The organism is Thermococcus sp. ES12 (assembly GCF_012027515.1).
Lineage (GTDB): Archaea > Methanobacteriota_B > Thermococci > Thermococcales > Thermococcaceae > Thermococcus > Thermococcus barossii.
This window is the reverse complement of the sequence record NZ_SNUP01000002.1, coordinates 53,111-78,900: the sequence shown is the minus strand read 5'-3', so window position 1 is coordinate 78,900 and position 25,790 is coordinate 53,111. Positions and strand designations below refer to the sequence as shown.

30 protein-coding genes are annotated in these 25,790 nt (G+C 56.2%); 16 read left to right on the top strand and 14 right to left on the bottom strand.

Annotated elements, in window-relative coordinates; translation table 11 throughout:
• Nucleotides 1-98 precede the first annotated feature (98 nt).
• The 7 genes from E3E37_RS05180 to E3E37_RS05150 all read left to right on the top strand — a co-directional run bounded on the left by E3E37_RS05180 (nt 99) and on the right by E3E37_RS05150 (nt 6,790).
• Entirely contained in the window at nt 99-1,067 is a 969-nt protein-coding gene (locus tag E3E37_RS05180; RefSeq protein WP_167716280.1) for a ribose 1,5-bisphosphate isomerase, read from the top strand.
• A gap of 95 nt (nt 1,068-1,162) precedes the next feature.
• Nucleotides 1,163-2,437: a C/D box methylation guide ribonucleoprotein complex aNOP56 subunit gene (locus tag E3E37_RS05175; RefSeq protein ID WP_167716278.1), complete on the top strand. Its 1,275-nt coding sequence runs from the start codon at nt 1,163-1,165 to the stop codon at nt 2,435-2,437.
• A 5-nt stretch (nt 2,438-2,442) separates the two neighbouring features.
• Complete coding sequence (locus E3E37_RS05170) at nt 2,443-3,123, top strand: fibrillarin-like rRNA/tRNA 2'-O-methyltransferase (RefSeq protein ID WP_088865180.1); 681 nt, start codon at nt 2,443-2,445, stop codon at nt 3,121-3,123.
• Nucleotides 3,124-3,254: 131 nt separating this feature from the next.
• On the top strand, nt 3,255-4,307 hold the full coding sequence (locus tag E3E37_RS05165) for a hydroxymethylglutaryl-CoA synthase (protein WP_088865179.1): 1,053 nt from the start codon (nt 3,255-3,257) through the stop codon (nt 4,305-4,307).
• Nucleotides 4,308-4,317: 10 nt separating this feature from the next.
• Nucleotides 4,318-5,478 (top strand): thiolase domain-containing protein, encoded by a 1,161-nt coding sequence (locus E3E37_RS05160; RefSeq protein ID WP_088865178.1) that lies wholly within the window; start codon nt 4,318-4,320, stop codon nt 5,476-5,478.
• A gap of 1 nt (nt 5,479) precedes the next feature.
• Nucleotides 5,480-5,884 carry a Zn-ribbon domain-containing OB-fold protein gene (locus E3E37_RS05155; protein ID WP_088865177.1) on the top strand — a complete coding sequence of 135 codons (405 nt, stop codon included), beginning with the start codon at nt 5,480-5,482 and terminating at the stop codon, nt 5,882-5,884.
• A 51-nt stretch (nt 5,885-5,935) separates the two neighbouring features.
• Nucleotides 5,936-6,790 (top strand): DMT family transporter, encoded by an 855-nt coding sequence (locus E3E37_RS05150; RefSeq protein ID WP_167715563.1) that lies wholly within the window; start codon nt 5,936-5,938, stop codon nt 6,788-6,790.
• A gap of 1 nt (nt 6,791) precedes the next feature.
• Here the strand turns inward: E3E37_RS05150 and E3E37_RS05145 are convergent, their stop codons facing one another.
• Nucleotides 6,792-7,085 carry a hypothetical protein gene (locus E3E37_RS05145; RefSeq protein ID WP_088865175.1) on the bottom strand — a complete coding sequence of 98 codons (294 nt, stop codon included), beginning with the start codon at nt 7,083-7,085 and terminating at the stop codon, nt 6,792-6,794.
• Nucleotides 7,085-7,594 carry a GNAT family N-acetyltransferase gene (locus E3E37_RS05140; RefSeq protein ID WP_088865174.1) on the bottom strand — a complete coding sequence of 170 codons (510 nt, stop codon included), beginning with the start codon at nt 7,592-7,594 and terminating at the stop codon, nt 7,085-7,087. Before E3E37_RS05140 ends, E3E37_RS05145 begins: the two co-directional genes overlap by 1 nt.
• A 70-nt stretch (nt 7,595-7,664) precedes the next feature.
• Here E3E37_RS05140 and E3E37_RS05135 point away from each other — a divergent pair, with 70 nt between their 5' ends.
• The 3 genes from E3E37_RS05135 to E3E37_RS05125 are packed head-to-tail and all read left to right on the top strand — an operon-like array spanning nt 7,665 to nt 8,844.
• Nucleotides 7,665-8,201, top strand: coding sequence for a multiprotein bridging factor aMBF1 (locus E3E37_RS05135; RefSeq protein WP_167715561.1), 537 nt, complete (start codon nt 7,665-7,667; stop codon nt 8,199-8,201).
• A gap of 33 nt (nt 8,202-8,234) precedes the next feature.
• Nucleotides 8,235-8,414, top strand: a complete 180-nt coding sequence (locus E3E37_RS05130; protein ID WP_167715474.1) for a hypothetical protein — start codon at nt 8,235-8,237, stop codon at nt 8,412-8,414.
• Nucleotides 8,389-8,844 carry a type II toxin-antitoxin system VapC family toxin gene (locus E3E37_RS05125; protein ID WP_240921924.1) on the top strand — a complete coding sequence of 152 codons (456 nt, stop codon included), beginning with the start codon at nt 8,389-8,391 and terminating at the stop codon, nt 8,842-8,844. Before E3E37_RS05130 ends, E3E37_RS05125 begins: the two co-directional genes overlap by 26 nt.
• An 85-nt stretch (nt 8,845-8,929) precedes the next feature.
• On the opposite strand, the gene E3E37_RS05120 is transcribed toward E3E37_RS05125, so the two are convergent.
• Complete coding sequence (locus E3E37_RS05120; RefSeq protein ID WP_167716274.1) at nt 8,930-9,352, bottom strand: DUF356 domain-containing protein; 423 nt, start codon at nt 9,350-9,352, stop codon at nt 8,930-8,932.
• Between the two features lie 111 nt (nt 9,353-9,463).
• Here E3E37_RS05120 and E3E37_RS05115 point away from each other — a divergent pair, with 111 nt between their 5' ends.
• From E3E37_RS05115 to E3E37_RS05105, 3 genes are all read left to right on the top strand, one after another.
• Nucleotides 9,464-11,173 (top strand): DUF505 family protein, encoded by a 1,710-nt coding sequence (locus tag E3E37_RS05115; RefSeq protein ID WP_240921923.1) that lies wholly within the window; start codon nt 9,464-9,466, stop codon nt 11,171-11,173.
• 103 nt (nt 11,174-11,276) lie between these two features.
• On the top strand, nt 11,277-11,849 hold the full coding sequence (locus E3E37_RS05110) for a TATA-box-binding protein (protein ID WP_055430193.1): 573 nt from the start codon (nt 11,277-11,279) through the stop codon (nt 11,847-11,849).
• Nucleotides 11,850-11,856: 7 nt separating this feature from the next.
• Nucleotides 11,857-12,867 carry a histone deacetylase family protein gene (locus E3E37_RS05105; RefSeq protein WP_167715559.1) on the top strand — a complete coding sequence of 337 codons (1,011 nt, stop codon included), beginning with the start codon at nt 11,857-11,859 and terminating at the stop codon, nt 12,865-12,867.
• A gap of 19 nt (nt 12,868-12,886) precedes the next feature.
• Here the strand turns inward: E3E37_RS05105 and E3E37_RS05100 are convergent, their stop codons facing one another.
• From E3E37_RS05100 to acs, 4 genes are all read right to left on the bottom strand, one after another.
• On the bottom strand, nt 12,887-13,993 hold the full coding sequence (locus E3E37_RS05100; protein ID WP_167715557.1) for an ATP-binding protein: 1,107 nt from the start codon (nt 13,991-13,993) through the stop codon (nt 12,887-12,889).
• 102 nt (nt 13,994-14,095) lie between these two features.
• Nucleotides 14,096-14,704: an indolepyruvate oxidoreductase subunit beta gene (locus E3E37_RS05095; protein WP_167715555.1), complete on the bottom strand. Its 609-nt coding sequence runs from the start codon at nt 14,702-14,704 to the stop codon at nt 14,096-14,098.
• Nucleotides 14,701-16,647: an indolepyruvate ferredoxin oxidoreductase subunit alpha gene (gene iorA / locus E3E37_RS05090; RefSeq protein ID WP_167715554.1), complete on the bottom strand. Its 1,947-nt coding sequence runs from the start codon at nt 16,645-16,647 to the stop codon at nt 14,701-14,703. The genes E3E37_RS05095 and iorA overlap by 4 nt, the downstream gene beginning before the upstream one ends.
• A gap of 11 nt (nt 16,648-16,658) precedes the next feature.
• Nucleotides 16,659-18,038: an acetate--CoA ligase alpha subunit gene (acs, locus tag E3E37_RS05085; protein WP_167715552.1), complete on the bottom strand. Its 1,380-nt coding sequence runs from the start codon at nt 18,036-18,038 to the stop codon at nt 16,659-16,661.
• 184 nt (nt 18,039-18,222) lie between these two features.
• Here acs and E3E37_RS05080 point away from each other — a divergent pair, with 184 nt between their 5' ends.
• Both E3E37_RS05080 and E3E37_RS05075 read left to right on the top strand, forming a co-directional pair.
• A complete protein-coding gene (locus E3E37_RS05080; RefSeq protein ID WP_167715550.1) occupies nt 18,223-18,897 on the top strand; it encodes a metal-dependent hydrolase in 675 nt (224 codons plus the stop codon).
• Between the two features lie 45 nt (nt 18,898-18,942).
• On the top strand, nt 18,943-19,950 hold the full coding sequence (locus E3E37_RS05075) for a cell wall-binding repeat-containing protein (protein WP_167715548.1): 1,008 nt from the start codon (nt 18,943-18,945) through the stop codon (nt 19,948-19,950).
• 73 nt (nt 19,951-20,023) lie between these two features.
• On the opposite strand, the gene E3E37_RS05070 is transcribed toward E3E37_RS05075, so the two are convergent.
• From E3E37_RS05070 to speE, 5 genes are all read right to left on the bottom strand, one after another.
• Nucleotides 20,024-20,173: a nucleotide-binding protein gene (locus tag E3E37_RS05070; protein WP_371731686.1), complete on the bottom strand. Its 150-nt coding sequence runs from the start codon at nt 20,171-20,173 to the stop codon at nt 20,024-20,026.
• A 67-nt stretch (nt 20,174-20,240) separates the two neighbouring features.
• Nucleotides 20,241-21,053 carry a hypothetical protein gene (locus E3E37_RS05065; RefSeq protein ID WP_167716270.1) on the bottom strand — a complete coding sequence of 271 codons (813 nt, stop codon included), beginning with the start codon at nt 21,051-21,053 and terminating at the stop codon, nt 20,241-20,243.
• 40 nt (nt 21,054-21,093) lie between these two features.
• A complete protein-coding gene (locus E3E37_RS05060; RefSeq protein WP_167715546.1) occupies nt 21,094-21,735 on the bottom strand; it encodes a hypothetical protein in 642 nt (213 codons plus the stop codon).
• Nucleotides 21,735-22,451 carry a creatininase family protein gene (locus E3E37_RS05055; protein ID WP_167715545.1) on the bottom strand — a complete coding sequence of 239 codons (717 nt, stop codon included), beginning with the start codon at nt 22,449-22,451 and terminating at the stop codon, nt 21,735-21,737. The genes E3E37_RS05060 and E3E37_RS05055 overlap by 1 nt, the downstream gene beginning before the upstream one ends.
• A 74-nt stretch (nt 22,452-22,525) precedes the next feature.
• A complete protein-coding gene (gene speE / locus E3E37_RS05050) occupies nt 22,526-23,374 on the bottom strand; it encodes a polyamine aminopropyltransferase (RefSeq protein ID WP_167716268.1) in 849 nt (282 codons plus the stop codon).
• Between the two features lie 95 nt (nt 23,375-23,469).
• On the opposite strand from speE, the gene E3E37_RS05045 reads away from it, so the two are divergent.
• A complete protein-coding gene (locus E3E37_RS05045; RefSeq protein ID WP_167715543.1) occupies nt 23,470-23,967 on the top strand; it encodes a hypothetical protein in 498 nt (165 codons plus the stop codon).
• Here the strand turns inward: E3E37_RS05045 and E3E37_RS05040 are convergent.
• Both E3E37_RS05040 and E3E37_RS05035 read right to left on the bottom strand, forming a co-directional pair.
• Entirely contained in the window at nt 23,961-24,434 is a 474-nt protein-coding gene (locus E3E37_RS05040) for a pyruvoyl-dependent arginine decarboxylase (RefSeq protein ID WP_088865156.1), read from the bottom strand. The two genes, E3E37_RS05045 and E3E37_RS05040, sit on opposite strands and share 7 nt — an antisense overlap.
• A 166-nt stretch (nt 24,435-24,600) precedes the next feature.
• Complete coding sequence (locus E3E37_RS05035) at nt 24,601-25,749, bottom strand: cation:proton antiporter (RefSeq protein WP_167715541.1); 1,149 nt, start codon at nt 25,747-25,749, stop codon at nt 24,601-24,603.
• Nucleotides 25,750-25,790 lie beyond the last annotated feature (41 nt).

Here is a 25,790-nt window from a genome sequence, read left to right as displayed (position 1 = left end):
TTTAAGAACATCAAGGAACTGAAAGGGACATGATTGCACACAAAACCCCTATAAACCCTCCCGCCATAACCTGGGTTTACCGAAGAGGGGTGATGGCAATGGCGGTAGTGAAGGAAGTGCTGGAGATTGCGGAGGAGATTAAAGACATGAGAATAAGGGGCGCCGGCAAGATAGCCCGCTCTGCAGCCTATGCGCTCCAGATTCAGGCCGAGAAGAGCAAAGCGACAAACGTCGACGAATTCTGGAGTGAGATGAAGCAGGCTGCCAAAATACTGTACGAAACGAGGCCGACAGCTGTTTCTCTACCCAACGCCCTCCGTTACGTCATGCACCGCGGGAAGGTTGCCTACGCCGGCGGTGCCGACCTTGACCAGCTCAAGTTCATCGTCATAAACGCCGCCAAGGAGTTCATTCACAACTCGGAGAAGGCCATCGAGAGGATAGGCGAGATGGGGGCGAAGCGCATAGAGGATGGCGACGTCATAATGACCCACTGCCACAGCAAAGCGGCCATAAGCGTCATGAAGACCGCCTGGGAGCAGGGGAAGGACATCAAGGTCATCGTAACCGAGACGAGGCCCAAGTGGCAGGGCAAGATAACCGCGAAGGAGCTGGCCAGCTACGGCATCCCCGTCATCTACGTCGTGGATAGCGCGGCGAGGCACTACATGAAGATGACGGACAAGGTGGTCATGGGGGCGGACAGCATAACCGTGAACGGCGCGGTGATAAACAAGATCGGGACGGCTTTGATAGCCCTCACCGCCAAGGAGCACAGGATATGGACGATGATCGCCGCCGAGACCTACAAGTTCCATCCCGAGACGATGCTTGGCCAGCTGGTCGAGATAGAGATGCGCGACCCCACCGAGGTCATTCCTGAGGAAGAACTCAAGACCTGGCCGAAGAACATCGAGGTCTGGAATCCGGCCTTCGACGTCACGCCGCCGGAGTACGTGGACGTCATCATAACCGAGCGCGGGATAATCCCACCGAGCGCGGCGATAGACATCCTCAAGGAGGAGTTTGGCTGGGCCCTCAAGTACACCGAGCCCTGGGAGGATTGAGGCTCTTCTCCCTTTTTCCATTCGATTCCAGCGGTATGACTTAAAAGGGGTATGCCTTTTATACTTCGGAGACAAAAACTGAGAGGGTGATGATGATGAAAGCGTACCTTGCCGAGAACGTCAGGGGCATATACGCCTTTGACGAGGGCGGTAATCTCATTGATCAGAGGGTTTTCTCCGGAAAACCCGAGAACAGCCTTGACAGACTTTTGAAGGGCGAGCCGAGCGATGAGCTAATCTCGTTCCTCGAAGAGCTTAAGGAGAGGGGCTACGACGAGTTCGTGGTAGAAGACTCTGAGCTGAGCAGGGCCCTGAAGGAGCTCGGCTACAACGCCACCGCCGAGTTCCCGAACATAGCGGGAGAAAAGCTCCGCTCAAGCCCAGAGGAGTTCCTCGGCGAGAACTGGTTTGAGGAGTACTTCAGCGTTGGCGTCGCTCTCACCAGGCTCCGCATACAGGAGCAGAGCGGCGCGCGCGACAAGATGATAATCCAGGCAATCGAGTCCCTTGACGACATAGACAAGGTCATCAACCTCCTCGTCTCGCGCCTCAGGGAGTGGTACAGCCTTCACTTCCCGGAGCTGGATGAAATCCTTCCCAAGCACCAGCAGTACGTTGCCTTCGTCAAGACAGTCGGCCCGAGGGAGAACGTGAGCGAGGAGAAGCTCAAGAGCCTTGGTCTCCCTGAGGGCAAGATTGAGAAGATAATCAAGGCCGCGGAGAGCTCCATGGGAGCCCCGCTCGGCAAGTTCGACGCCGAGATAATCGTCAAGCTCGCGAGCGAGATAAGCGACCTCTACAAGCTCAGGGAGCAGATAGAGGACTACCTTGAGACGGCCATGGACGAGGTCGCGCCGAACCTCAAGGCATTGGTCGGTGCGAAGCTCGGCGCCAGGCTGCTCAGCCTTGCGGGCGGGCTTAAGGAGCTCGCCATGATGCCCGCGTCGACCATACAGGTCCTTGGAGCTGAAAAGGCCCTCTTCAGACACCTGAGGAGCGGTGCTAAACCTCCAAAGCACGGGGTCATCTTCCAGTACCCAGCGATAAACCGCTCGCCCTGGTGGCAGAGGGGTAAGATAGCAAGGGCCCTGGCAGGAAAGCTCGCCATAGCGGCCAGGGTTGACTACTTCTCCGGCGAATACATCGCCGAGGAGCTGAAGCAGGAGATAGAGCAGCGCATTCAGGAGATTAAGGAGAAGTACCCGAACCCGCCGAAGAGGAAGGCTAAGCCTGCCAAGAAAAAGAAGGAAAAGGCGAAGGGCAAGAAGAAAGGAAAGGGCGAGAAGGGCAGGAAGTTCGAGAAGAAGGAGAAAATGAAAGGGAAAAAGGACAAAAAGAAAAAGAAGAAGGGTAAGGGCGGCAAGAGGTGAGGTAAATGAGGATTAAGAAGCACAGGTTCCCCGGCGTTTACGTCTTCGTTGATGAGGACGGGAGCGAGAAGATAGCCACCAAGAATCTCGTTCCGGGCCAGAAGGTCTACGGCGAGAGGCTGATAAAGTTTGAAGGCGAGGAGTACAGGGTGTGGAACCCAAGGCGCTCAAAGCTTGCCGCGGCCATACTAAACGGCCTCAAGAACTTCCCGATTAAGCCTGGCTCAAAGGTTCTCTACCTCGGCGTTGCCAGCGGTACCACAGCCTCACACGTCAGCGACATCGTTGGCTGGGAGGGGAAGGTTTTCGGAGTGGAGTTCTCGCCGAGGGTTCTGAGGGAGCTGGTTCCTATTGTGGAGGAACGCAGGAACATCGTGCCCATACTCGGCGATGCCACCAAGCCTGAGGGCTACCGTGCGCTGGTTCCCAAGGTCGACGTCATCTTCGAGGACGTCGCCCAGCCGACGCAGGCGAAGATACTCATAGACAACGCGAGGGTCTATCTGAAAAGCGGCGGCTACGGCATGATAAGCGTCAAGAGCAGGAGCATTGACGTCACCAAGGAGCCGGAGCAGGTCTTCAAGGAGGTCGAGAAGGAGCTTTCCGAGTACTTCGAGGTCGTTGAGAGGCTTTCGCTTGAGCCCTATGAGAAGGACCACGCGCTCTTCGTTGTCAGGAAGCCGTAAAAACATCTTTCGTTTTCCGCCCCTTTTTATCGCCAATCGTCGAAAAGCTCTTTTACTTTCACCGAAAGGCTTTTATAACTCCCCCATGAACCTTAGGCGGAGTTACGTTCAGCTTTTGTAGGTGATGCCCCATGAAAAAGCTCCTGAAGCCAAGGCGCGAAGTCGGCATCGTTGGCTACGGTGCCTACGTCCCGATGTATAGAATCAAAGCCGAAGAGATAGGAAGGGTCTGGGGAGTTTCCAGCTTCCCGATACAGGAGAAAGCCGTTCCAGGCCTTGACGAGGATGCACTCACGATAGGAATTGAGGCCGCTCGCAACGCCCTCAGGAGGGCCCGCATTGACCCAACGCTCATCAGGGCCGTCTGGTTCGGAAGCGAGAGCAAGCCCTACGCCGTCAAGCCCACCGGAACTGTAATAGCCGAAGCCATCGGTGCAACTCCCGATGTGAGCACGGCGGACTTTGAGTTCGCCTGCAAGGCCGGAACCGAGGCACTTCAGACCGCCATCGGCTTCGTCGGCTCGGAGATGGCGGACTACGCGATGGCCATCGGTGCCGACACCGCCCAGGGGAGGCCCGGCGACCACCTGGAGTTCACGGCAGGCGCTGGAGGTGCGGCCTTCATAGTCGGCGAGAAGAGCAGCGAGACCGTTGCTTATTTTGAGGGCAGCTATTCATACGTTACCGACACGCCGGACTTCTGGAGGAGGCAACACGAGCACTACCCGAGGCACGGGAACCGCTTTACCGGCGAGCCGGCATATTTCCACCACATAGTCAACGCCGCCAAGACCCTCATGGAGGAGCTGGGTCTTACGGTGAACGACTTCGACTACGCGGTATTCCATCAGCCAAACGTCAAGTTCCCGCTCACCGTTGGCAAAATACTCGGAATCCCCAAGGAGAAGATTCTTCCTGGCCTGCTCACAGGGATAATCGGAAACACCTACAGCGGCGCCACGATGGTCGGCGTCTCCGCCGTTCTCGACATCGCCAAGCCCGGGGACAGGATTCTGTGGGTAAGCTTTGGTTCCGGAGCCGGAAGCGACGCCTTCAGCATAGTCGTTCAGGACGCCATAGAGGAGAAGCGCGACCTCGCTCCAAAGACCATGGACTACGTGAACAGGAAGAAGTACATAGACTACGCCCTCTACGCGAAGGCAAGGAGGAAGTACATACTGTGAGGTGGTCGAGATGAGGAAGGCAGTCATAATCGGTGCCGGTATGACCCCGGTTGGTGAGCACTGGAAGATTGGGCTGAGGGACCTCGCCGTTGAGGCGCTTCTCAACGCCATGGACGACGCTGGAATCGACAAGGTTGATTCGCTCTACGTTGGAAACATGGTTTCCGGCTCGTTCGTCGAGCAGGAGAACCTCGGCGCGCTCATAGCCGACTGGGCGGGCCTCGGGAACATCCCCGCTGTCAAGGTCGAGGCCGCCTGTGCCAGTGGCGGTGCCGCGGTACAGGAGGGCGTTAAAGCCGTTCTCAGCGGTCTTGAGGACGTTGTTGCTGTTGTCGGAGTCGAGAAGATGACCGACGCATGGCCGAGCGACGCCACTAGATACCTGGCCTATGCGGCCGACGCCGAGTGGGAGCTCTTCCACGGGGCCAGCTTCGTTGCCCTCAACGCCCTCATAATGCGCTACTACATGAAGGCATACGGCTACACCGAGGAGGACTTGGCTCTCTTCGCGGTCAATGCCCATGCCAACGGTGCCAAGAACCCCTACGCGATGTTCAAGCGCCCCATTAAGGTTGAGACAGTTATGAGAAGCCCATACGTTGCCGACCCGCTCAAGCTCTTCGACGCCTCGCCCGTCTGCGATGGCGCCGCCGCGGTCATAATCACCACCCCCGAGAAGGCCCAGGAGCTCGGGGTTCCGAAGGAGAAGTGGGTGGAAGTTGCCGGAATGGGCAGGGCTATTGACACCATCAATCTCGCCAACCGTGATGACCTCCTCACCCTCAAGGCGGCAAAGGTAGCCGCTGAGAGGGCGTACAGGATGGCGGGTGTCGAGCCAAAGGACATAGACTTCTTCGAGGTTCACGACGCCTTCACCGTCATGGCGGCGCTAAGCCTCGAAGCCCTCGGCGTTGCGAAGAAGGGAGAGGGAGCAAAGCTGGCCCAGGAGGGTCAAATAGCGATTGACGCCGACTATCCAATCCAGACAATGGGTGGACTTAAAGCGAGGGGTCACCCCGTTGGAGCGACCGGTGTTTACCAGACGGTTGAGGCAGTTCTCCAACTCCGCGGCGAGGCACCGAGCCAAGTGCCGGATGCGGAAATCGGCCTGACTCAGAACATAGGTGGAACCGGTTCGAACATAACCGTCAACGTCTTTAGGAGGGTCTGAAATGGCGCGCCCGATGCAGGTTTCCCGCTACTGGAGGCACTTCCGTGAGAAGTACATGCTCATTGGCGGAAAGTGTGAGAACGGCCATGTCCACTTCCCGAAGAGGCCCGTCTGTCCCGTCTGTGGTTCCAGGAACATCGAGGAGGTCGAGCTGAGCGGAAAGGGAAAGGTCCTTAGCTGGACTATCGTTAGAAACCCGCCGAGCGGCTTCGAGTACTACAAGCCCTTCCCGCTGGCGCTCGTGGAGCTTGAGGAGGGACCCGTCGTTCTGGCCCAGCTGACCGACGTCGACCCGGAGGAGATAGACTTCGGAATGGAGGTCGAGGTCGTCACCAAGAAGATAAGGGAGTTCGAGGAGGACGGAATAATCCTCTACGGCTACAAGTTCAGACCTCCGGTGAAATGACCCCCCTATTTTTCCTTAACCTTTTTAAGCTAATCTCTCGCAGCCTGTAGCATGAGCGTCGTCATAGGGGTCGCCTTCGCCCTCATCGCTGCCCTTCTGTGGGCTGTTGGCTCGCTGTTCGCCAGGGTTTCCATGCGGGGCATCAGTTCACTTTCCCTCAACGTTTTGAGGCTCTTCATTGGGGGTTTTCTGTACCTCGGGATTCTGGGGGTCTACGGCATCCCTCCCCTCGGAACTCAGGGTTTTGCCGTGCTTGTACTGTCGGCGATAATCGGCTTTACTCTCGGGGACTGGCTCTTCTTTGAGTCCATCAAAATACTGGGCGTCTCCAGGGCGGCCCTCCTCGTTACACCCTACCCAATACTGACGATGCTTCTGGCGCACGTATTCCTTGGCAGGTCGCTGACCGTTCAAATTGGTGTGGGTGCAGTTCTGATAATCCTCGCGGTGGCGATACTCATGGGGGAATCGCGCGAGGGAAGGCTCGAGCCCCGGGGAGTCCTCTTCAGTGCCGGTGCCCAGCTCCTCTGGGCCGTGGCCATAGTCATGACGGACTGGCTCGTGACGGGCAACAACCCCCTGGTGATAGCGGGCCTGAGAATAAGCTTCGGTGCCCTTGGGGGCATCGTCTTCGTGCCAAGAATACTGCCGGACGTAAGGAGGATGAGGGCGAGGAACTGGGGGACCGTTTTTCTCGTGGCCTTTCTTGGGACCTTCCTGGGACACTGCTTCTTCACGACGGCAATAAAGGAGGCGGGTTCGAGCATAGCCACCCCTGCGGCGGAGTCCAGCCCGATTATGGCCGCTCTCTTGGCAGTAATTTTCCTAAAGGAGCCCTTCACAAGGAGGCTCCTCTACGCCATACTCCTCACCGGGATGGGGGTAATCCTCATCTCGACGGGCTGAGCTATGCCTTCTCTATCCTCAGCCTGTCACCGTTCTCGAACTCCATCTCCAGCTTTCCCCGCTCTGCCCGGACTTTCACCCCGTCAACGACGGTCTCTATCCTCCCGTCTCTGGCCTCGACGCCCAGCATCTCGGCTATCTCATCGACGCTCTTCAGGGAGCCGCTCATGCTCGTTTCAATTTTCTCCCCCTCGCTTTCAATGAGGACTCTCAGTCTGCCCTTACCTTCGCGTATGAAGCTTTCCTCTTTCAAGTCTCTCACCTTCTCGGGCTGGGGTGGTTTTATGCACGGCATCAACTATCCCCCGGCGGTTTTTCATTGTTTCCCCTTCTCAGGTCCTTCACCATTCTAACCCATATCCCGCTCTGGCCGACTTTCTTAAAGCCGTAGCCCTCGTAGAACTTGATGGCCTTCTCGTTTCTCTCGCCCACCCAGAGTTCCACCCTGTCGTTGTGCTTCCCCAGGTACTCCAGGCACTTCTCCATGAGCATATGTCCTATGCCGTGTCCCTGGAAGCGCCTGTCCACCACGAACTCGTGAACCGCTCCGACGGTTCTTCCCTCGTACTTGCTGTACCAGTCGTTGTCGCATACGATGAAGCCCGCTATCTCGTCCCCTACCCTTGCAACGAAGAAGCCGTCCTTTGCCTTGTTCCAGCACCAGCGGAGGTAGCGCTTAGCGTAGCTCTCGCCCTCACCGCCGTACTCGCGCATTCCCTCGTAGCCCCTCATGTAAATTTTAATGAGCCTCTCCAGCGTTTCTTGGTCGAGCCGCTGGAGCCTCTCTATCCTTATCCCGCTCATCAATATAGGCTCATCGTGGGGTTTAAAAAGTCTGACTCCGAGCCTTAAGTGTGGAACGAAGGTGGTTGAGATGGGGAAAGCCAAGCCTAGATACTGCGAGATATGCGGTGCTCCGATAAGGGGGCCGGGGCACAGGATAAGGCTTGAAGGGGCTGAAGTTTTAGTCTGCGACCGCTGCTACGAGAAGTACGGCGGAAAGAAGCCCGGAACCTTCAGCATCATGCCGACCGGCAGGCAGCCTGCCAGGAGGACTTATTCACGTCCGGCCAGGCCGAGACCGTCCAAACCGAGAACAGAGAGACCGCTGTACACCGAGGAGATAGTGGAGGATTACGCCGAGAGGGTTTACAGGGCTATCCAGAAGAGCGGCAAAAGCTACGAGGAGCTTTCCCACGAGATAGGCCTCTCGATGAACGACCTCCGCGCCATAGCCCACGGCTACCGTGAGCCGACGATAAAGGAGGCTAAGAAGCTGGAGAAGTACTTCAAGATAACCCTCATCGAGCGCACCGAGACCGAGATTGAGAAGAAGACCTCGATTCCCAAGGACTACGAGCCGACCCTCGGCGACATAGCCAACATCAAGATCAAGAAGCGGAAGAAGTGAGGTTTAAATTTTCCTGTCTTCCATATTATGCCGGTGAGTGTGATGGGAGAGATAGTGGTTAAGGTGCCCCGAGGGATGGAGCGCCTCATCGAGCAAAAGATAAAAATCCTAATCGAGCGGGAGCTGGGTAGAGGGCTGAAACGGGACGTCCTCACGAAGTACCTCGGTAGGTTCAAGGGGGATATCGATGAGGAGGAGTGGTACCTCCAGTGAGATGATTTTCCTGGACTCATCTGTTTTGATCGAGGGTTTGAAGGGCAATCCTTCCGCCGTTGCCCTCTTTGAGGAAATCCTCCGGCAGGAACTGATTCCCGTCATCAACGACATTGTTTTCAGCGAGTTCCTCTTCCACTACATTGCCCTTAAAACGGGTGTCTCTCCTTTTACCGTCAAGAAGCGGCGGGAGATAGATGAAGTCCTGTCGCCATCTGAACCCAAGGATTTCCTCGAACAGTTTCATGTCCTTCCAGCGGATGATGACGTCCTGGAGCTGGCGTATGGAATGATGGTGAAGCACAACCTGCTACCAAACGACGCGATAATCCTTGCAACGTGCCTCACGTTTGGAATTAAACTCCTCGGAACCCTCGACAGCGATCTGAGGGAAGCTGGAATGGCTGAAGGGCTTGAGGTTCTGCCTTGATTTACCGTACAGGGAAGATCTCCAGGCCGGATTCGAAGTTCTCAAGGGTGGTGAGAAGTGCCCTCCGAGGAAGACCAAGGAGGAGTTAAAACTCCTCCAGCTCCCACTCCCTCTCTTCCCGCTCCCTCTCCTTCCTGAGCTCCTCCGCTTTGGTTCTCTTCGGAGGATGGAAGCCCTTGAGCTTCTCAAAGGTGCTCCAGAGGCGGATCAGTTCCTCCCAGACCTCCGTGTCGGGAGGAATGACGAGTATATGGGCCGGCGGGTGGATGTCCATCAGTCTGCCTATCGCCTTTGCCGGAGGGAGGTCTATCTGAGCAATCACGTGGGCCCTGAAGCGCCTCCTCGGCTTCTCGCCGCTTATCTTTTCAAAGGCCCAGTCCGAGAGTGCCGGGGGGATTATCCTCGGATCGCCGCGTATCTGCATTCCGCCGTAGCGCACCAGGTCTGCCAGTGCTATGCTGGCCTTCTGGAAGTTGTCGGTCCTTACTAAAACCATCGTGTTTCTCATTTGCATCACCATGTTCCCTTCATGCAGGCACTTTTTAAGTCTTGCCAATTTTTATTCACCGAAAGTTTTAAAAAATTCTGGTTAGAAAAATTCCCGTCAAAAAATGGAGGGATGCTCATGTACCTAAAAAGGAGACACCTTGAGATACTCAGGGAGATGAAGGAAACCCAGAGTCAGGCCGAAATCGAGGCCAAACTGCCCGAGGAGTTCCAGATAAGGGCGATAGAGCTCTACATCCTCGGCTTTGCCCAGCTTGGAGACGGGACGATAAAGCTAACCGAGGCCGGGAGGAAGCTGCTTGAAATCACCGACTCTCTCAACCTCGACGAGCTTCCCGACCTTATAGCCGACACCGAGACAATGAAGATGCTGGAGCTCTTGGCGGAAACCGGAAATGTGCCGGAGAACTGGCTTGAGACGCTGAGGGAGAGGAAGCTGGCAAATGAGAACGGTTTAACGGAGTTCGGAAGGGCCCTGCTGGAGATCTACCGCGAGACGCACCCTGTCGTTTACCTCACGCCTGAGATAGTCTCGTTCCTCAGGGGGATGCCCAAGCTCGGCACCCTCGACGAGCTGATCACCTTCAAGAACTCCCGGCTCTACGGCGACAACATAGTCAACGCCCTCCAGGCCATGCGCCTGCTCCTGATCTCGCCGCCGACAGAGAAGGGCAGGGCCTTCGCGACCACTCCGGCTGCAAGGCTCGCGCTCAAAGCGATAAGCATGATACCCGTGTTTGCCAGGGCCATAGTCCTCAGGAAGGAGGACTTCGAGGCGTTGAAGGCGGGAAGGAGCAACGCAGAGCTGGAGAGCATGGGGCTGAGCGACGAGAAGGGCACGACGGAGTTCGGAAAAGCCATGATGGAGACCTACGAGGCGATGGGTACGGTTGAGGAGAAGGTCCTCCCGATATACCTGCTCGACGACGGGCTGGCGGTTCTCAAGGCCATCAAGGAGATCGAGGAGAAGTACGAGACCAACCCCGAGATACTGCCAACTGAGAAGGAAATCGCCAGGCGCGTCGAAGTCGAAGACCTCGGGGCGATACTCCACCTCCTCGAGAGCAAAGAGCTCGTCGAGAGGAGGCTCGTTAAGAACAAGGACACCTACTGGCTCACCGAGTGGGGCAGGGGGGCCATAAAATTCGGAACCGTGAGTCCCGATGCCATGAAGGCAGTAACCTACGCGGAGAGTGGCGACGTTCCCATAGCGGAGTGGGTTCTGAAGGCCCAGGAGGAGGGCGTTGTAAGGGCCGGCGTCACCGACAAGGGCAGGTTCTACCTCAGGCTGAGCCGCTCGATAAGGAGGAGGCCCTTCATAACGCGCTACGATGCCGCGATACTGGCGAAGGTTCCAAGGAAGAGGTACATCCACCGCGACGAGCTGGTTGAACTGGTCAGGGACTACGTCGGCGGCGACGAGAAGGAGATAACCAGGGCCATAGGCGAGGCCGAGGCCAAGGGCTTCGTCGTCGAGCTGCAGAACGGCATGGTCAAGCTCACTGAGCTCGGAGAGAGGGTCAAGACGGCCCTTGAGAACGCGAAGCTCCAAGAGATAGTCCGTGTCAAGTTCAGCGTGACTCCGACCCTCTACAACGTTCTCAGGGTCATCTACGAGAACATCGAGACCTTCAACAGGATTTGGAAGGAGAAGGGTGAAGTCAGGGGTTACAAGATGGAGGAAGTAGACGTTATCCGGAAGCACCTCAGCCTGAGCGACGATGAGATAAAGAAAGCTTTGACAATGCTCCGCGAGCTTGGCTTCCTTGGGAGCAAGGGTCTCACCGAGGCTGGAAAAATTTTGGTTGAAACATATCTCTGACCTTTCTTTCCTTTCAATGTGCCTTTTTGAGCATAAACATTTAAAAACTCAACCCGCCTCATTTATAAAGGGTTTTTAAACCCACCATCTGGAGGTGTAAGCCTTGGTAGACATGAGCAATGTAAAGCTCAGAATCGAAAATATCGTTGCTTCTGTGGATCTTTTTACGCAGCTCAACCTTGAGAAGGTCATCGAAATATGCCCCAACTCCAAGTACAATCCCGAGGAGTTTCCGGGGATAATATGCCGCTTCGAGGAACCGAAGGTTGCCCTCCTGATATTCAGCTCCGGCAAGCTCGTCGTCACGGGGGCAAAAAGCGTCGAGGACATAGAGCGCGCCGTCAACAAGCTCATCCAGATGCTCAAGAAGATTGGAGCCAAGTTCCAACGCGCGCCCCAGATAGACATCCAGAACATGGTCTTCAGCGGAGACATAGGCATGGAGTTCAACCTCGATGCCGTTGCTTTGAGCCTGCCCAACTGTGAGTACGAACCCGAGCAGTTCCCCGGCGTTATCTATCGCGTCAAAGAGCCGAGGGCGGTAATACTGCTCTTCTCGTCCGGAAAGATAGTCTGCTCTGGAGCGAAGAGCGAGCACGACGCATGGGAGGCCGTTAGAAAGCTCCTCCGCGAGCTTGAGAAGTACGGCCTCATCGAGGAAGAGGAAGAGTGGTGAAACCCTCTTGTCCCTCAGAATCTTTTACTCCCCCATCTTCAGGGAGCACAGGCCGGAGGGCTACCATCCGGAGAATCCTACCAGGTTAGACTACGCGATAAAAGGCCTCAGAGAATGTGGCTTCTGGAAGGAGGATAACGTGCTCGAACCGGAGCCGGTGACGGCTGAGGAGGTTCTCCTGATACACGATGGTGAATACGTTGGGAAAATCCGGGAGCTGGGCAGGGCATTCGGGTACCTTGACCCCGATACCTACGTATCCCCCGGCACATGGGAAGCGGCACTTACAGCCCTGGGTGCCGCAAGGGATGCGGTAAAGTCCGCTTTGAAGAGACCCGGCATGTACCTGGCCCTCGTCAGGCCACCCGGACACCACGCAGGGAGGTCGGGAAAAGCCTTCAACGCCTCAACCCTCGGCTTCTGCATCTTCAACAACAGCGCCTTTGCGGCCCGCACCCTCAAAGAACTCGGTGGAACGGCCTTGGTCATAGACTTCGATGCCCATCACGGCAACGGGACTCAGGAGATATTCTGGAACGACCCTGATGTGATTCATATTGACATCCACGAGCGCGACATCTATCCCTGGAGCGGCTACGAACACGACGTCGGTGGGAGGGACGCCGAGGGGAGCAAGATAAACATCCCCATGCCACACTACGCTACCGATGACGATTACCTCCTGGCGTGGATGGAAGTTGTCCTGCCGCTCATTGAGGAGGTTAACCCGAACGTTGTGGTGGTCTCCGCCGGTTTCGACGGCTTCCAGGGTGAACTCCTGACGACCCTCAGGCTGACGGAGAGGTTCTTCCGCTACGCCGGTGCAACCCTCTCGCGCTATTCCCTCGCGGTGATTTTCGAGGGGGGCTACAACGTCGGGCTTATGGAAGGCCTACCCGCGTTTATTGAGGGCTACTTAAGCGGCGAACCGGAAAAAGGCCCTTTAAAACCGAGCTACGAGGCACTGTCAACAGTCCAGCGTGTGGTAACAGTTCACAGGGAATGGTGGGAGCTTTAGTGTACCTGGGGTAAGGAGCTTACCCGGGGGTAAGTTTGACCTTCTTGACGACCTCCGCAACAACGGGGTCGGGAATGGAGTATCCACTGGCGCCTTTATCGAGATAGCCGTACTTTACCAGGTTTTTCAGAAGAAGGGAGAACTTGGCATCGTTTATCCTTCCAACTTTGAATTCGAGGTACTCCTTAATCTCGCTCCACGTTTCGTTGCCCATGGCAACGGCCTTCAGTATGAGCCCATATCTCCTGCTGTACGAAAGCAGGGATGAGAGCTCTTCCTTTACAAGGGCCTCCGCCCGATGAAACAGCTCATTCAGGGCATCCTTTTCCGGGAGTTTTCTCACCCCCCTGAGATAGCCGTACATGCTCAGCCATCCCACGATTCCATCGAGCCTGTCAACGGCCCGTTCGAGCTCAGGGGGGCTCACATCAATACCGAGCTCCCTGAAACCCCTCTCCAGAAAGTCAATACTCTGCTCCCTGCTGAATCTCTCCAGCGTTATTTCCCTGGCGTACCTTCCGAAAAGCGGCTTTTTGGGATTGTCCAGGCCGAGGAAGTCGTGGAGCATTCCAACCTCCGAGCCCGTCAGAACGAACGTCAGGGCGGGAAGGTTGTCAACCGCGTAGGCTATCAGCCCATCGTACTGAACCCCGGAAAGCCGGAGATACTGGGCCTCGTCGAACGCTATGACGACCCGCTTCTCTTCGCTTTCTGCCCATGAGTTTATCCTTTCCAGGATTTCAGCCAGATCGGGTTTTTTCTCAAATTCCACATGGACCCCGGAGAGGCGGAGCCCTTTGATGGATGAAAGTGCCTCAATCATGCCAAGCCTGAGCTTTCCACTCGGTGGGAGCGAGCTAATAAGCGAACCCAGGATTCTTTTCGCGAGCATTTCCTGTGGGATGGAGCCGTGGGTGAAGTACAGGGAGCGAACGTCTATTTTGGCGTGGGGTAGGTTGGATTCGGAAAGTGCAACGTTGAGGAGGGAGCTTTTTCCGAGGCGCCTTATTCCCAGTATTAGAACCAGCTTCTCCCCGAGGTGGAGGGCATCTTCAAACTCTCTAAACTCCTTCTCCCTGTCGTACAAATCCTCCCGTCTCGTCTTGGGCTGAAGGTCGAACAGCAACTTACCCCACCGTAAGTTACTTACCCGGGGGTAAGTTATAAAAGTTTTGGCAGCCCTTTGGAATGGCCTTCTGGGAAAACCAGAATAGTTAAAAATGGGGCTTCAGAGCCCCAGCATCTCCTTCGCCGCCTGGACACCGAGCTCGAAGGCCTTCATGTTAACCTCTACAGCCTTCGGCGGAACGCTGACGCGGATGACTTCTTTAACGTGCTCCGCCGAGAGCGGGAAGCCTGGCGTCTGGGTCAGCGCGCCTATGAGGACGACGTTCGTCGTTATCACGTGGCCGGCCTTCATCGCGAGCTCTTCCGCGTCGAAGGCCATGAACTTGGCCTCGAAGTCCTCCTCGACGACCTTCTTTATCTCCTCAAGGCTCGGGTAGGTGGCGAGTCCCATGGAGACCTGAACCGGCGGTATCGGCCTGGCGTTGGTGAAGACCAGCCCGCCCTTCTTGAGGTAGTTGATGTAGCGGAGCGCCTCAACCGGTTCAAAGCTCAGTATGACGTCCGCCTTTCCCTCAGGAACCATGGCACCGTAGACCTCTTCGCCGAAGCGGACGTAGGCGATGACCGAACCAAAGCGCTGGCTCATTCCGTGAACCTCTCCCATCCTTACCTTGTAGCCGGCGCGGAGGGCGGCCCAGCCGAGAAGGTTTGCCGCTGTGAGGATACCCTGGCCGCCAACTCCGGTGATAACGATGTTGTACTCCTTCATAGCTCTCCCTCCCTGACCTTCTCAAAGGCATCGAACGGACAGACCTGGGCACAGCCGCCGCAACCCCAGCACATGAGCTCGTCTATCTTGGCCTTTCCTGTCTCGGCGTCCCAGTAGATGGCCGGACAGCCGTAGGCGTTGATACATATCTTACAGCCGGTACACTTCTCCTCGTTGACCTGGTAGATGGGCCACTGTATCCTGGCCCTCCTGAGCTCCCCTATCCTGTAGAGTGCACAGACGCGCCTGGTGACTACGACGCTAACCCCTTCGACCTGGAGGGCCCTCTTTATGGTCTCGGTGGTGGCCTTGATGTCATACGGGTCAACGACCTCGACGAAGTCCGCTCCAAGGGCCTTTGCGACCTCTTCAATCTTAATCTGCTTTCCTGGCCCGTGAGGTGTCTCACCGGTTCCCGGGTTCGGCTGGTCGCCGGTCATTGCCGTAACGAGGTTGTCAACGACGACTATGAGGACGTTGGAGCGGTTGTAGATAGCGTTCGCCAAAGCCGGGAGCCCCGTGTGGAAGAACGTCGAGTCGCCTATGGTGGCAACGATGACCTTCTTCTCCTTGCCCCTCTTGTGCTCTTCCTCGGCTATGCTTCCGTTCAGGGCTATGCTGAGGCCGTGTGCGACGCCGATTGAGCCACCCATCGCGACGGTGGTGTCAACGGCCTTGAGCGGTGGCAGGACACCGAGGGTGTAACAGCCGATGTCGCTCGGGAATATCGCCCTCGGAGTCGCGGCCTTCTTTATGGCGTAGAAGGTGTTCCTGTGCGGACAGGCAGGACAGAGACTCGGCGGCCTCGGCGGGACCATCGCCTGGACCTTCTTGTACTTCTCGTCGAGCTCCTCGAAGTTTATTGGGGTCTCAAGGCCAAGGAACTTCGCTATCGCCTCAACCGCCCTCCTGGTGGTCATCTCGTAAACGCGCAGCACGAGGTCTTTGCCATGGATTGGGATAGTCAAGCCCTTATCGTAGGCCCAGGTCTTGACCTGCTCCTCAACGACCGGTTCGAGCTCCTCCACGATGAGAACCTTCTCAAGGCCGTCGAGGAACTTCTCAAGAAGGCCGTAGGGGACGGGGAACGGGGTTCCGAGCTTGAGCACCTTCACGTTCTCGACGCCGAGCCAGTGAAGGGCCTCCTTCACGTAGGAGTAGGCAAGTCCCGGAGCGATGATACCGACCTTGGCGTTCTCGTCGCCCTCAATCCAGTTGAACGGACACTCGTTGAGCTCCTCGCGGATCTTCTCAATCTTCTCAAGAATCTGCGGGTGGAAGCGCCTGGCGTTGGCTGGTATGTCGACGAACCTGCTTGGGTCCTTCTTGAAGTTGCCGAACTTCCTTTTGGCCTGCTTTATCTCCTCCGGAAGTTCTCCGAGGACTATGTCTCCCCTGGCGTGCGAGGTTCTGGTGGTCGTCCTTAGTATGACGAAGTGCTTGAACTTCTCGCTCAGCTCGAAGGCGTACTTCGTCATCTCCTTGGCTTCCATCGGGTCGCTGGGTTCGAGAACGGGCACGTTGGCGAACTTCGCGTACACGCGAGTGTCCTGCTCGTTCTGGCTGCTCCACATGCTCGGGTCATCCGCCACCATTATGACGAAGCCGCCTTCCACTCCCATTCCGACGGCGCTGAGGAAAGTGTCGGCCGCGACGTTCAGTCCAACGTGCTTCATGGCCGTCATGGCCCTCAGACCGCTCCACGCGGCGCTTAGAGCCGTCTCGAAGGCGACCTTCTCGTTGGTGGAGTACTCCATGTAAACGCCGGCCTTCTTGGCAACCATCGCCATCGTATCGGTGAGCTCCGAGCTGGGCGTTCCGGGGTAGGCCGCGAAAACGGCTATGTTCGCCTCCAGTGCGCCCCTTGCTATCGCCTGGTTGCCGAGGAGAATGACCTTCTCCCCGGGCTTGTCCCACAACACTATGTCGGTAACCTTCGCCATCCAAAATCACCTCATTCCTCTTCCTTCAAAACTCCCTTCGCCTTCGCAAACTCGACGAGGGCGTATGCCGCCGCGGCGGCATCCTCCGGTCTCTCGTAGCTTGGGATGCCGGCCTTCTCCAGAACCTCCTTCGCGGGCTCGCTCACGTATCCCGCCATGAAGAGCCCGAGAACCGGCTTGCCGTTGTTCACTTCCTTAACCGCCCTGACCACACCCTCGGCGTGCTCCGTCGGCGTCATGCCCGCGAAGGTTGGAACAACGCAGATGCTGATGAGCATGTCAACGTTGGGGTCCTCAAGGAGCAGCTTGGCCGTCCTGTAGTAGTCCTCCCCCCTGGCGGAGGCTATCATGTCAACCGGGTTCTTCACCGCCGCCATCGGCGGGAGGAACGAGCGAAGTCCCTCGATCGTCTCCTCTTCCAGGTCGGCCAGCTTCAGGCCCTTTCTGTCTATGGCGTCGGCGGTGAGAACCCCCGGGCCGCCGGCGTTGGTCATTATGGCAACTCTCTTGCCCCTCGGGAGCGGCTGGGTGAAAGCGCGGGCCATGCTGAGCATGTCATCTATCGTGTCCGCGACGATTATTCCGCTCTGCTTGAAGGCGGCCTCGTATATCCTGTAGGAACCCGCGAGCGAGCCGGTGTGGGAAGATGCCGCCCTCGCTCCGCTCTCGCTCTTTCCTGCCTTGAGAACGATGACGGGCTTCTTCTTCGTGACGCGCTTGGCCACCTCCATGAACCGCCTGCCATCCTTCAGCCCCTCGATGTAGAGGGCTATCGCCTTGTCCTCCTCCGTGTCGGCCAGGTACTCCATGAACTCGGAGAAATCAACGTCTGCCATGTTGCCTATGCTAACGAACTTGGAGAAGCCTATGCCCTCCTTGACGGTCTTGTAGATGATCCCTGCCCCCAAAGCTCCGCTCTGGCTGATGAAAGCGATGTCCCCCTTCTTCGCGTCCATCACGAAGGTGGCGTTCATGTCGTTGTGGGTGTTCATTATCCCGACGCAGTTCGGCCCGACGATTCTCATCCCGTACCTGTGGGCTATCTCCACCAGCTCGCGCTCCTCCCTCTTGCCCTCCTCACCGACCTCGCCGAAGCCGGCGGTGATGAGGATTATTCCCTTGACGCCTTTCTCGCCGCAGTCCTCTATCGTGCCCTTGACGAACCTCTTTGGAACCACCACAACCGCCAGCTCCACCTCGTCAGGGATGTCTTTGACGTTCTTGTAGGCCTTGACACCCTGAACTTCCTCATCCTTAACGTTCACCGGATAAACCTTGCCGTCCTTGTAATCCTTGAGGTTCTTGAAGACCTCATAGCCGAGCTTGAGCGGGTCATTGGATGCCCCAATAACCGCTATAGCCTTTGGCTTGAAGAAGTAATCAAACGTCATCACATCACCGGCCTAAACTCGGCGGAATTCTATATAAGCTTTCCTAAAAAGGACAGTGAGGCAAATATGAGCATGAACGGGGATAAGTAAAGCCCTGATGGGCTAAAAAGGACACTACTGTTCATATTTTGTGTGGTCGAAAGACTTAAGTTAGCTCGGGTTATTATATTCGTCGGGTGGTACCATGGTGAAGGTGAAGTTTCTGGGCCACGCGGCCTTCCTGATAGAGGGAAGCAGGAAGATCTTGATAGACCCGTTCCTGACAGGCAATCCAAAAGCGGCAGTTAAGCCTGAGGATGTGGAGGCCGACCTGATACTCATAACCCACGCCCACGGCGATCACATCGGCGATGCGGCTGGGATAGCCAGGAGAACCGGAGCTAAGATAGTCGCCATGTACGACATAGCCAACTACCTCGTCGAGAGCGAGGGCGGCATAACCACCATCGGCATGAACTACGGTCCGACGGAGGTTGACGGGGTCAAGATCGTCCAGGTTCCGGCCTGGCACTCCAGCAGCGACGGCAAGTACAGCATAGGAAGCGCCTGCGGCTACATAATCGAGCTTGACGGCGTCAGGATTTACCACGCCGGTGATACGTTTGTCTTCAGGGACATGGAGCTCTTCGCCGAGCTCTACGGGCCGATAGACGTCGCGCTCCTTCCGATAGGCGGCCACTTCACGATGGGAATCCGGGAGGCAGCAAAGGCAGTCGAGTTCCTGAAGCCCAGGAAAGTCGTGCCGATGCACTACAACACCTGGCCTCCGATTTCAGCTGACCCCGAGGAGTTCAGAAAACTCGTTGGGGACAAGGCTGAGGTGGTAGTCCTCGAACCCGGGGAAACCCTGGAGCTTTGAAAAACCTTTTAAGGAGCTTTCCCTACCCTTTTTTCAGGTGATGGAATGGTTAAAAGGGCCTTGACGTTGGCACTCCTCCTGCTCATATTTTCCTCGTTCCTCATTCCCCTCTCCTCAGCCCAGGGAAAGGGCGGGGAGAAACCCAAGTACGATTTAATCATTGTCAGAAACGACGATATGATTGATTACATCGTTGCGCTTCCCTACGCCAAGATGCTCGATGTCCCGATTCTCCCCGTTAACCCGAAGGAGCTCGACCCTGGAACCATAGCCCAGCTTCAGAGCTACGCTCAGTTCGGCTGGAACCACGTGCTCATAATAGGCGATTCCCAGGCGGTCAGCGACAGGGTTCAGGATGAACTGCTCAACATGGGTTTCATCGTCGAGAGGATAGGCGGGGCGGTTAGAACTGAGACCGCTGCAAAGCTGGCGCTGCACTTCTACCCGGATGGAGCCAATATAGTCGTCGTTGCCAGCTCAAGTGACTACGGTTCGGCCCTGGCCGCGGCCAGGTGGGCGATGATATACGGCTACCCCCTTCTGCTAACCCAGGAGGATGCGCTCTCTGATTCGACGGCCAACGCGATAAAGAAGCTCCATCCGGAGCTCGTGGAGCTGATGGGCGCAGGCATGTCTAAGGACGTTCAAGCTAAGATTGAGGCCATGGGCTACCAGACCTACTGGGTCAAGGAGAACCTTGAGATAAAGCTCCCTTCCCAGCCCAAGGAAACGAACTGGGTAGCCATAGCTGCGGCAGTACTGCTCTCTCTGGCCGTTGCAATTCCGGTTTCCCTCTACTACGCCAAGAAGCGCTGGGCCGCCAACAGGGTGCCCATCGAGGTGTTGACCGAGAAGGAGCGCATAGTGGTCAAGGCCATTCTGGAAAAGGGCGGTGTCATAAAGCAGGAGGAACTTCCGGAGCTTACTGGCTACTCAAGACCCACGATAAGCAGGATCATCCAGGAACTTGAGAAGAAGCAGCTCGTCGAGAGGGAGAAGGTTGGGAAGACGTTCATAGTAAAGCTCACGAAGGAGATAATAATCAGAGACTAGCGGTCGGCAAGCCCGAGACCGCTCATCACTTTTCAGGCCTGGCCGTTCTCCTCATCCCGGGGAAAAAGAAAGGTCACTTCCTGAAGAGATGCCCGTGGGCCTTGTTGACGTGCCTCGTGTAGTCCCTGGAGTTTCTGAAGAGCATCCCACAGCGCGGGCAGCGGTAGTAGCGGGTGCCGTCGCGGTCGTAGAATATAACCGCCCTCAGCTCCGCCACTGCCACCACCTCCGGGCTAAGGTGAGAAAAGTCCCTTTAAAATTTTACGGAGAGGTGGGAGAGAGGGGAGGGATTAGACCCATATCCTGTTGCCCTTGACCTTCAGGTAGCCGAGGCTCTGGAGTTCCTTGAGGAAATCCTCTATTGCATCTTCGTCGAAGTATATGTTCAGCCTCTCACGCTCTCCCTCGACCACTATGGGTTCCCTCTCCAGAAGGGCATCTATGAGGTCGTTCTTCTTCCTGTGCTTCTTTGCCAGCTCCAGGATAACGTCCGCCAGAACCGAGCGGGCTATCCCATCGAACATCGCCTCGACTATGCTCTCCTCCGTGGCGTAATCCTCGGCTATCTCAAGTGCCGCCTCGACCAGCTCCCTATCGACCTCCATCACCTCGACGAAGTACCTCTTCTCCATCGTGTACTCGGTTATCATTCCCGTTTCAAAGCGCCTCTCAAGTTCCTCTAGGTAATCCTCCACCTCGTCTATCGGGAAGCGGAGCTCCACCCTGAGGCCGTCGAGAACGGGTTTCTCCATGAGAACGAGTTTTCCGTCTTCCTCAACCACGGTACCGCTCTCTATCAGGGCGGTGAGCACGAGCAGCCTGCCGAAATCGGACTCGTCGAAGAGTCCGTCGAGGGGCTTCCCCTCCCCCACCTCCCAGTCGGAGGTTATCTCCTCAAAGGCAAACTTCAGCTCGTCCAGACTCTCCTGGAGGGGTTCTATCCCCTCCGCCTTCTCCACCAGCTCGGCGTAGGTACCCCTCACGACCACGTAGTGGGAAATCTCAGGGGTAACGTCTTCCAGGGTTCTGTTCATAATACCCGCCCTGCTCAGTTCCCTTGAGAGGGCGTTCATATCATCCTTGCTTAGAACCTCCAGCCTCAAGCCTCTCACCGGAGGAAGAAGGGCATCAACGGTTATAACCTTAGCCCTCGACGAGCTCTTTGAGGAGCGCCCTGATGGGCTTGTTGTTGACCATCCTTAGGGCCTCCCGTACCTCCCCCTCAAGCTCCGGACGGTAGGTGGCGTAGAGATAGAGGCCGTAGGCCATGGCTTTCGGATCCCCCTCGTTGGTTCTCTCGATGGCCTCCGCCAGAATCGGGTTGTTTAGTAGATCCTCCGCCAGCTCCTCAATTTTCCTCCGGTCCTCCTTCTCGATGGCCTCCCTCAGCGGCAGGTAAAACAGAGAAAGCGCGAGTTTGGCGAGCCTTTCCCTCTCCTCAAGCTCGTCCATGGGCGTCTTCGGTTCCTCGCGCCGGCTCAGGTAGTAGTATGCAAGAGGTAGCACTATCACCAGGAGCACGATGAGGACGTAAGGGAGCAGAGGAAAGCTGAAACCGTAGGGTAGCCTGTGGCTGATGGCCATCAGGGCGAGAAAGCCGAGGAGCACCCAGACTGCCATAAGAAGGAGGTAGTAGACCGAGTTGTCCTTCCTCTGCAGGGTTCTGTATCTCGACGGGGCGCCTATCTCATCCAGGTAGCGGAGTCTCTCCTCGGCCAGCTCCACCTCGGCCTGCAGGCGTTTTATACGCCTATCCAGTTCCTCCAAAACTTCTTCGTGCCCCATTACTTCTCCCCCGCTATGAGTCGGGCTATCTTTTCGCTAACAACGCTCAGAATTGCCTCACCTTTCTCGGCAGTCGCAAGGGACGGGTCGTCGTTCACTCCGTCCGGGAATAGCTCCCTTCCGATGTCCTTCCTGATTACCCTCACCCTCGATGTTCTCCTCTCCCCGTTGGCCTCCTCCATCCTCACGAGCTCGGGCCTTATGGCCAGCATCACCGACGTTTCGTCCTGGCCCGCGTGTCCCTGGCTGGAGCATATGCTGAGTATGTCCTCTCTGAAGTCCAGCCACCAGTTTATGAGCCAGATTTCCACTCCAGGAAACGCCCCCGCCACCTCTTCCACAGCTAGAAGAAGCGGGGAGTGGTTGCCGCCATGACCGTTGAGGAGGACGATTCTCTTAAAGCCCTCGGCTGCGAACTCACGCAGTATCTCCCGAACGTAGGCTTTCAGGGCGTCTGAGCCGACGTTTATGGTTCCTGGGTATACATCGAGGACAAAGGTGTGCCCGTACCACACCGGTGGGGCTATGAGAACTTCCATTCTCATTCCCCTGAGCCTTTCTTCAACCCTGCGGGCTATCTCAAGCGGGGCGAAAACATCGGTTCCCAGGGGCAGGTGTCTCCCGTGTGCCTCGATACTCCCGACGGGGAGGATAACCGTGTCAACCCGCCTCTTCAGCTCCTCAAACTCGGGCCAGGTGAGCTCTTCAATCCGCATGATAACCCCCAGGGATATTGGGGACGAAACCTCATAAGCCTTTTCTATGCACCGAGAAGGGGGTAAAAATGCCGTCAGGCCCTCTTAAGGAGGTCCCTGACGTACTTCGGCATCTGGAAGAGCGTCTCGTGCCTCTCCGGGTCGTAGTAGTAGAGGTCGAACTTTTTGGCCCTCTCTAGGTCCACCTTCATGAAGTCAATTTCCCCTTTGACGCCCACCAGAAAGCTCCAGGGCGAGGCGTAGCCTATCACCGGGAAGCTGAAGTAGTAAACCCTGTCGAAGACCTTCTTCATCGCCCTGTAAGCATCGAGGAGCTCGTTGGTGAAGAGGTAAACGCTCCCCGCCTGGGTGATGTAGAGCCCTTTCTCGTTCAGCTTTTCGTAGGCCGAGCGGTAGAACTCCTCGCTGAAAAGGAGCTTTGCAGGTCCAACCGGGTCGGTGGAGTCCACTATTATGACGTCAAAGCTTTCATCGGTTTCCCTCAGATACTCCACCCCGTCACCGACGATGAGCTCTGTCCTCGGATCTTCGAAGGCCCCCCTGGCGACGTTCATGTATATCTTCGACACTTCTATGACCATCTCGTCTATCTCGACCATCGTGGCCCTTTCAACGGTGTCGTGTCTCAGGACCTCCCTGAGAGTTCCACCGTCGCCGCCCCCGATGATGAGCACCCTTCTGGGATTCGGATGGGCGAGCATGACGGGATGAACCAGCGGTTCGTGATAGCTCTCCTCGCCGACCTCGACCAGTTGGACAGTCCCGTCGAGAACGAGGAGCTTGCCGAACCCTTCGGTTTCGTACAGTTCAAGCCTCTGATACTTTGTTTGGGTTTCAAAGAGCCTCTCCTTTACCTTGAATCCAACCCCGTAACCGCGAGGATACCATTCTATAAACGCCCTCTCCTTCTCGTTGAATCCCATGTGTCCCACCGCCCTTAGGTAGGGCGTTGGGTTTTAAACCTTGAGGTCTGCGAACGCGGGGATATTTTTATAAATATGCGTAAAAAGTTTAGACGATGAAATGGGAGAAAGTCCATAAGGAGCTTATAAAGTTCCTCGAGGACTCTGTGCCGGAGGTACGCAAGGATATGAAGTACGGCATTCCACATGTTGTGGGTGAAATAACGTTCTCCGAAGAAGAGCCCGCCGTAAATCTCTCCCTGGTAACCTTCAATGGGAGCAGACATCCACTGGCGTTTGAAGATGGCGATTCAATTAAATTCATGTACCCCCTTGAGGATTTGAACCCCTACATGGTCTTTCTGGAGATTATGAGCTTTCTTGAGAAAACGTTCGGTGGTTCACGTTTCAGAGTACTTCTCAGGACGTCCCCCGTGGAATTCCTTCGGGATATGGGCTTTGAAATTCTATGGGCGAATGAGTATATTCTCAATGGAAGCGAATTCGTTCAAATCTGGGCGATTTTTGGAGGTACCAAATACAACGTCCTTTTTGAGAAAAGGGGGAAGTGGTTCGTTCTGAGGGATATAAAAAGGATTGATGGAGCTCAGTAGGGGAACATCACGACAGCGGCTATGGCCGCGGCGGGTTTCTCTCCGACCGTTATGCTCGCGCTGGCAACCTTGAACTCGGCCAGCTTCCAGCCGCGCATGGCGAAGCCTTCCTCGACCATCTTCCTGACCATTTCCTCGGCCTCCTCCTTGGTGCAGTATCCGGCGTACTCATAGATGAGGCCGCCCTCGTTGTTCTCGCTGATGCCTATTCCAAGGGCCGCGCTTATTGTCATCCCCGGCTCGTCGCTCTCGATATGGGCATAGACAGTGGGCAGGAGCATCCCTATGGGGACGTCGTGTACCTCGTCAATCCACTCAATGTGGGCTGGTATGACGCTGCTCAGCTTGACGAGGTTTACGTTGCCTATGCCGAGCTTGAGGAGTGCGTTATCAAAGGCGTTGAGCTTAGTACCTCCCTCCGCGGAGGCAGCTCCTATAAAGGCCCTCTTTGGGGTTGTCCAGCTCATCTCAGCTTCCTCCTTTCTTTTCTCACTCGTTAGACGATTATAGACTAAACCCGCGATTCATCTACTCGCTACTCTGGGGCAGGCTTAAAAACGTTTCGCTATATCGGAAAGAACGAGTCAGAGGTAACTTTGGCTTTCAACGGCGGTGTACAGGGCATAATTACGTCTAAGCCTCCCTTTTAAGCCCTTTTGATTGATAATGGTTGATGGCCCTGCCCAGTGTTGCCGAGGTGAATATTCCGAGCACGCTGGCGAGGGACGCCATGGCGTACATGTGCTGGCTTAAAACGCCGGAGACAAAACCTATCTCGCCCACAAGCAGGCCCAAAACACCGAAGCTGGCTATCCCTGCTCCCCTCACGACGGAGGTGGGGACATCGTTGTGCCTGACTATGAGGGACGAGAGCACCAGCCTGACCGCGTAAACCAGGAGGAAGAACTCAATGACCACGAAGGAGAGCTCGGTCTCGAAGTTCAGCCCGCGCCAAGCGAAGAATATCGGGGCGAAGATTCCGTAGGTAACGCCGCTCACGATGGTGGTCAGTCTGTCGTACTGCTTAGTTCCGACGAGATCGCTGTGCATCATTAGACCTGCCATAAATCCCCCGATACTGAAATGTAAGCCTATCTCATCGCTGATGAATGCCAGGGACGTTGAGAGTACCATAAAGAGACCGAAGACGGCCTCATCGCTCTTCAGCCTCCGGAGGAAGCGTATTATCCTCACCTTATGCCTTATTCCGATGATGTAGTTGATGTACATGAGGATGCCTATGAAAACCGCATCCTTCACCAGGCTTTCGACAACGGGCGTGTAGTTTCCCGGGTTCTCGTGTATCCTGACCATTACGTAGACTATGAAGAGGCTCATTATCTCGCTTATGACCGCGTAGGAGAGGGCAACGTGGATGAAGTCCTCACCGAAGAAGCGTTTCAGGCGGAGAACTATGGGGGCTGATGCCGTTGATATTATCGCGGCCACTATGAATGCATCGGAGTTCAACTGCCACCCCGTAAAGGGCAGCGTGACCAGTAACATGGTCGCATAGGTGATTACGTAGAGGGGCAGTGTCTTCTTTCCTGCGTAGTGGAGCTCCTCCGGTGTTACCTCAAGGCCGGCTGAGATCATCAGGAAGAAAAGGCCGAGCTCCGCCATGAGGAGCATCTGGTCCCGCGGCATCTCAACGAGGACGGCGCTGAGTATCATTCCCGCGGTTATCTCGCCGAGGAATCCCGGATAGCCAAGCCTCTCAAAGCCTTCAGCGAGTAGCCTCGCGAATGCAATGATCACAAAGACGTATCCGATGATTTCCATATTGGCCTCCTACGGCGGGCAGGTTAATAATTCTTCCGCCA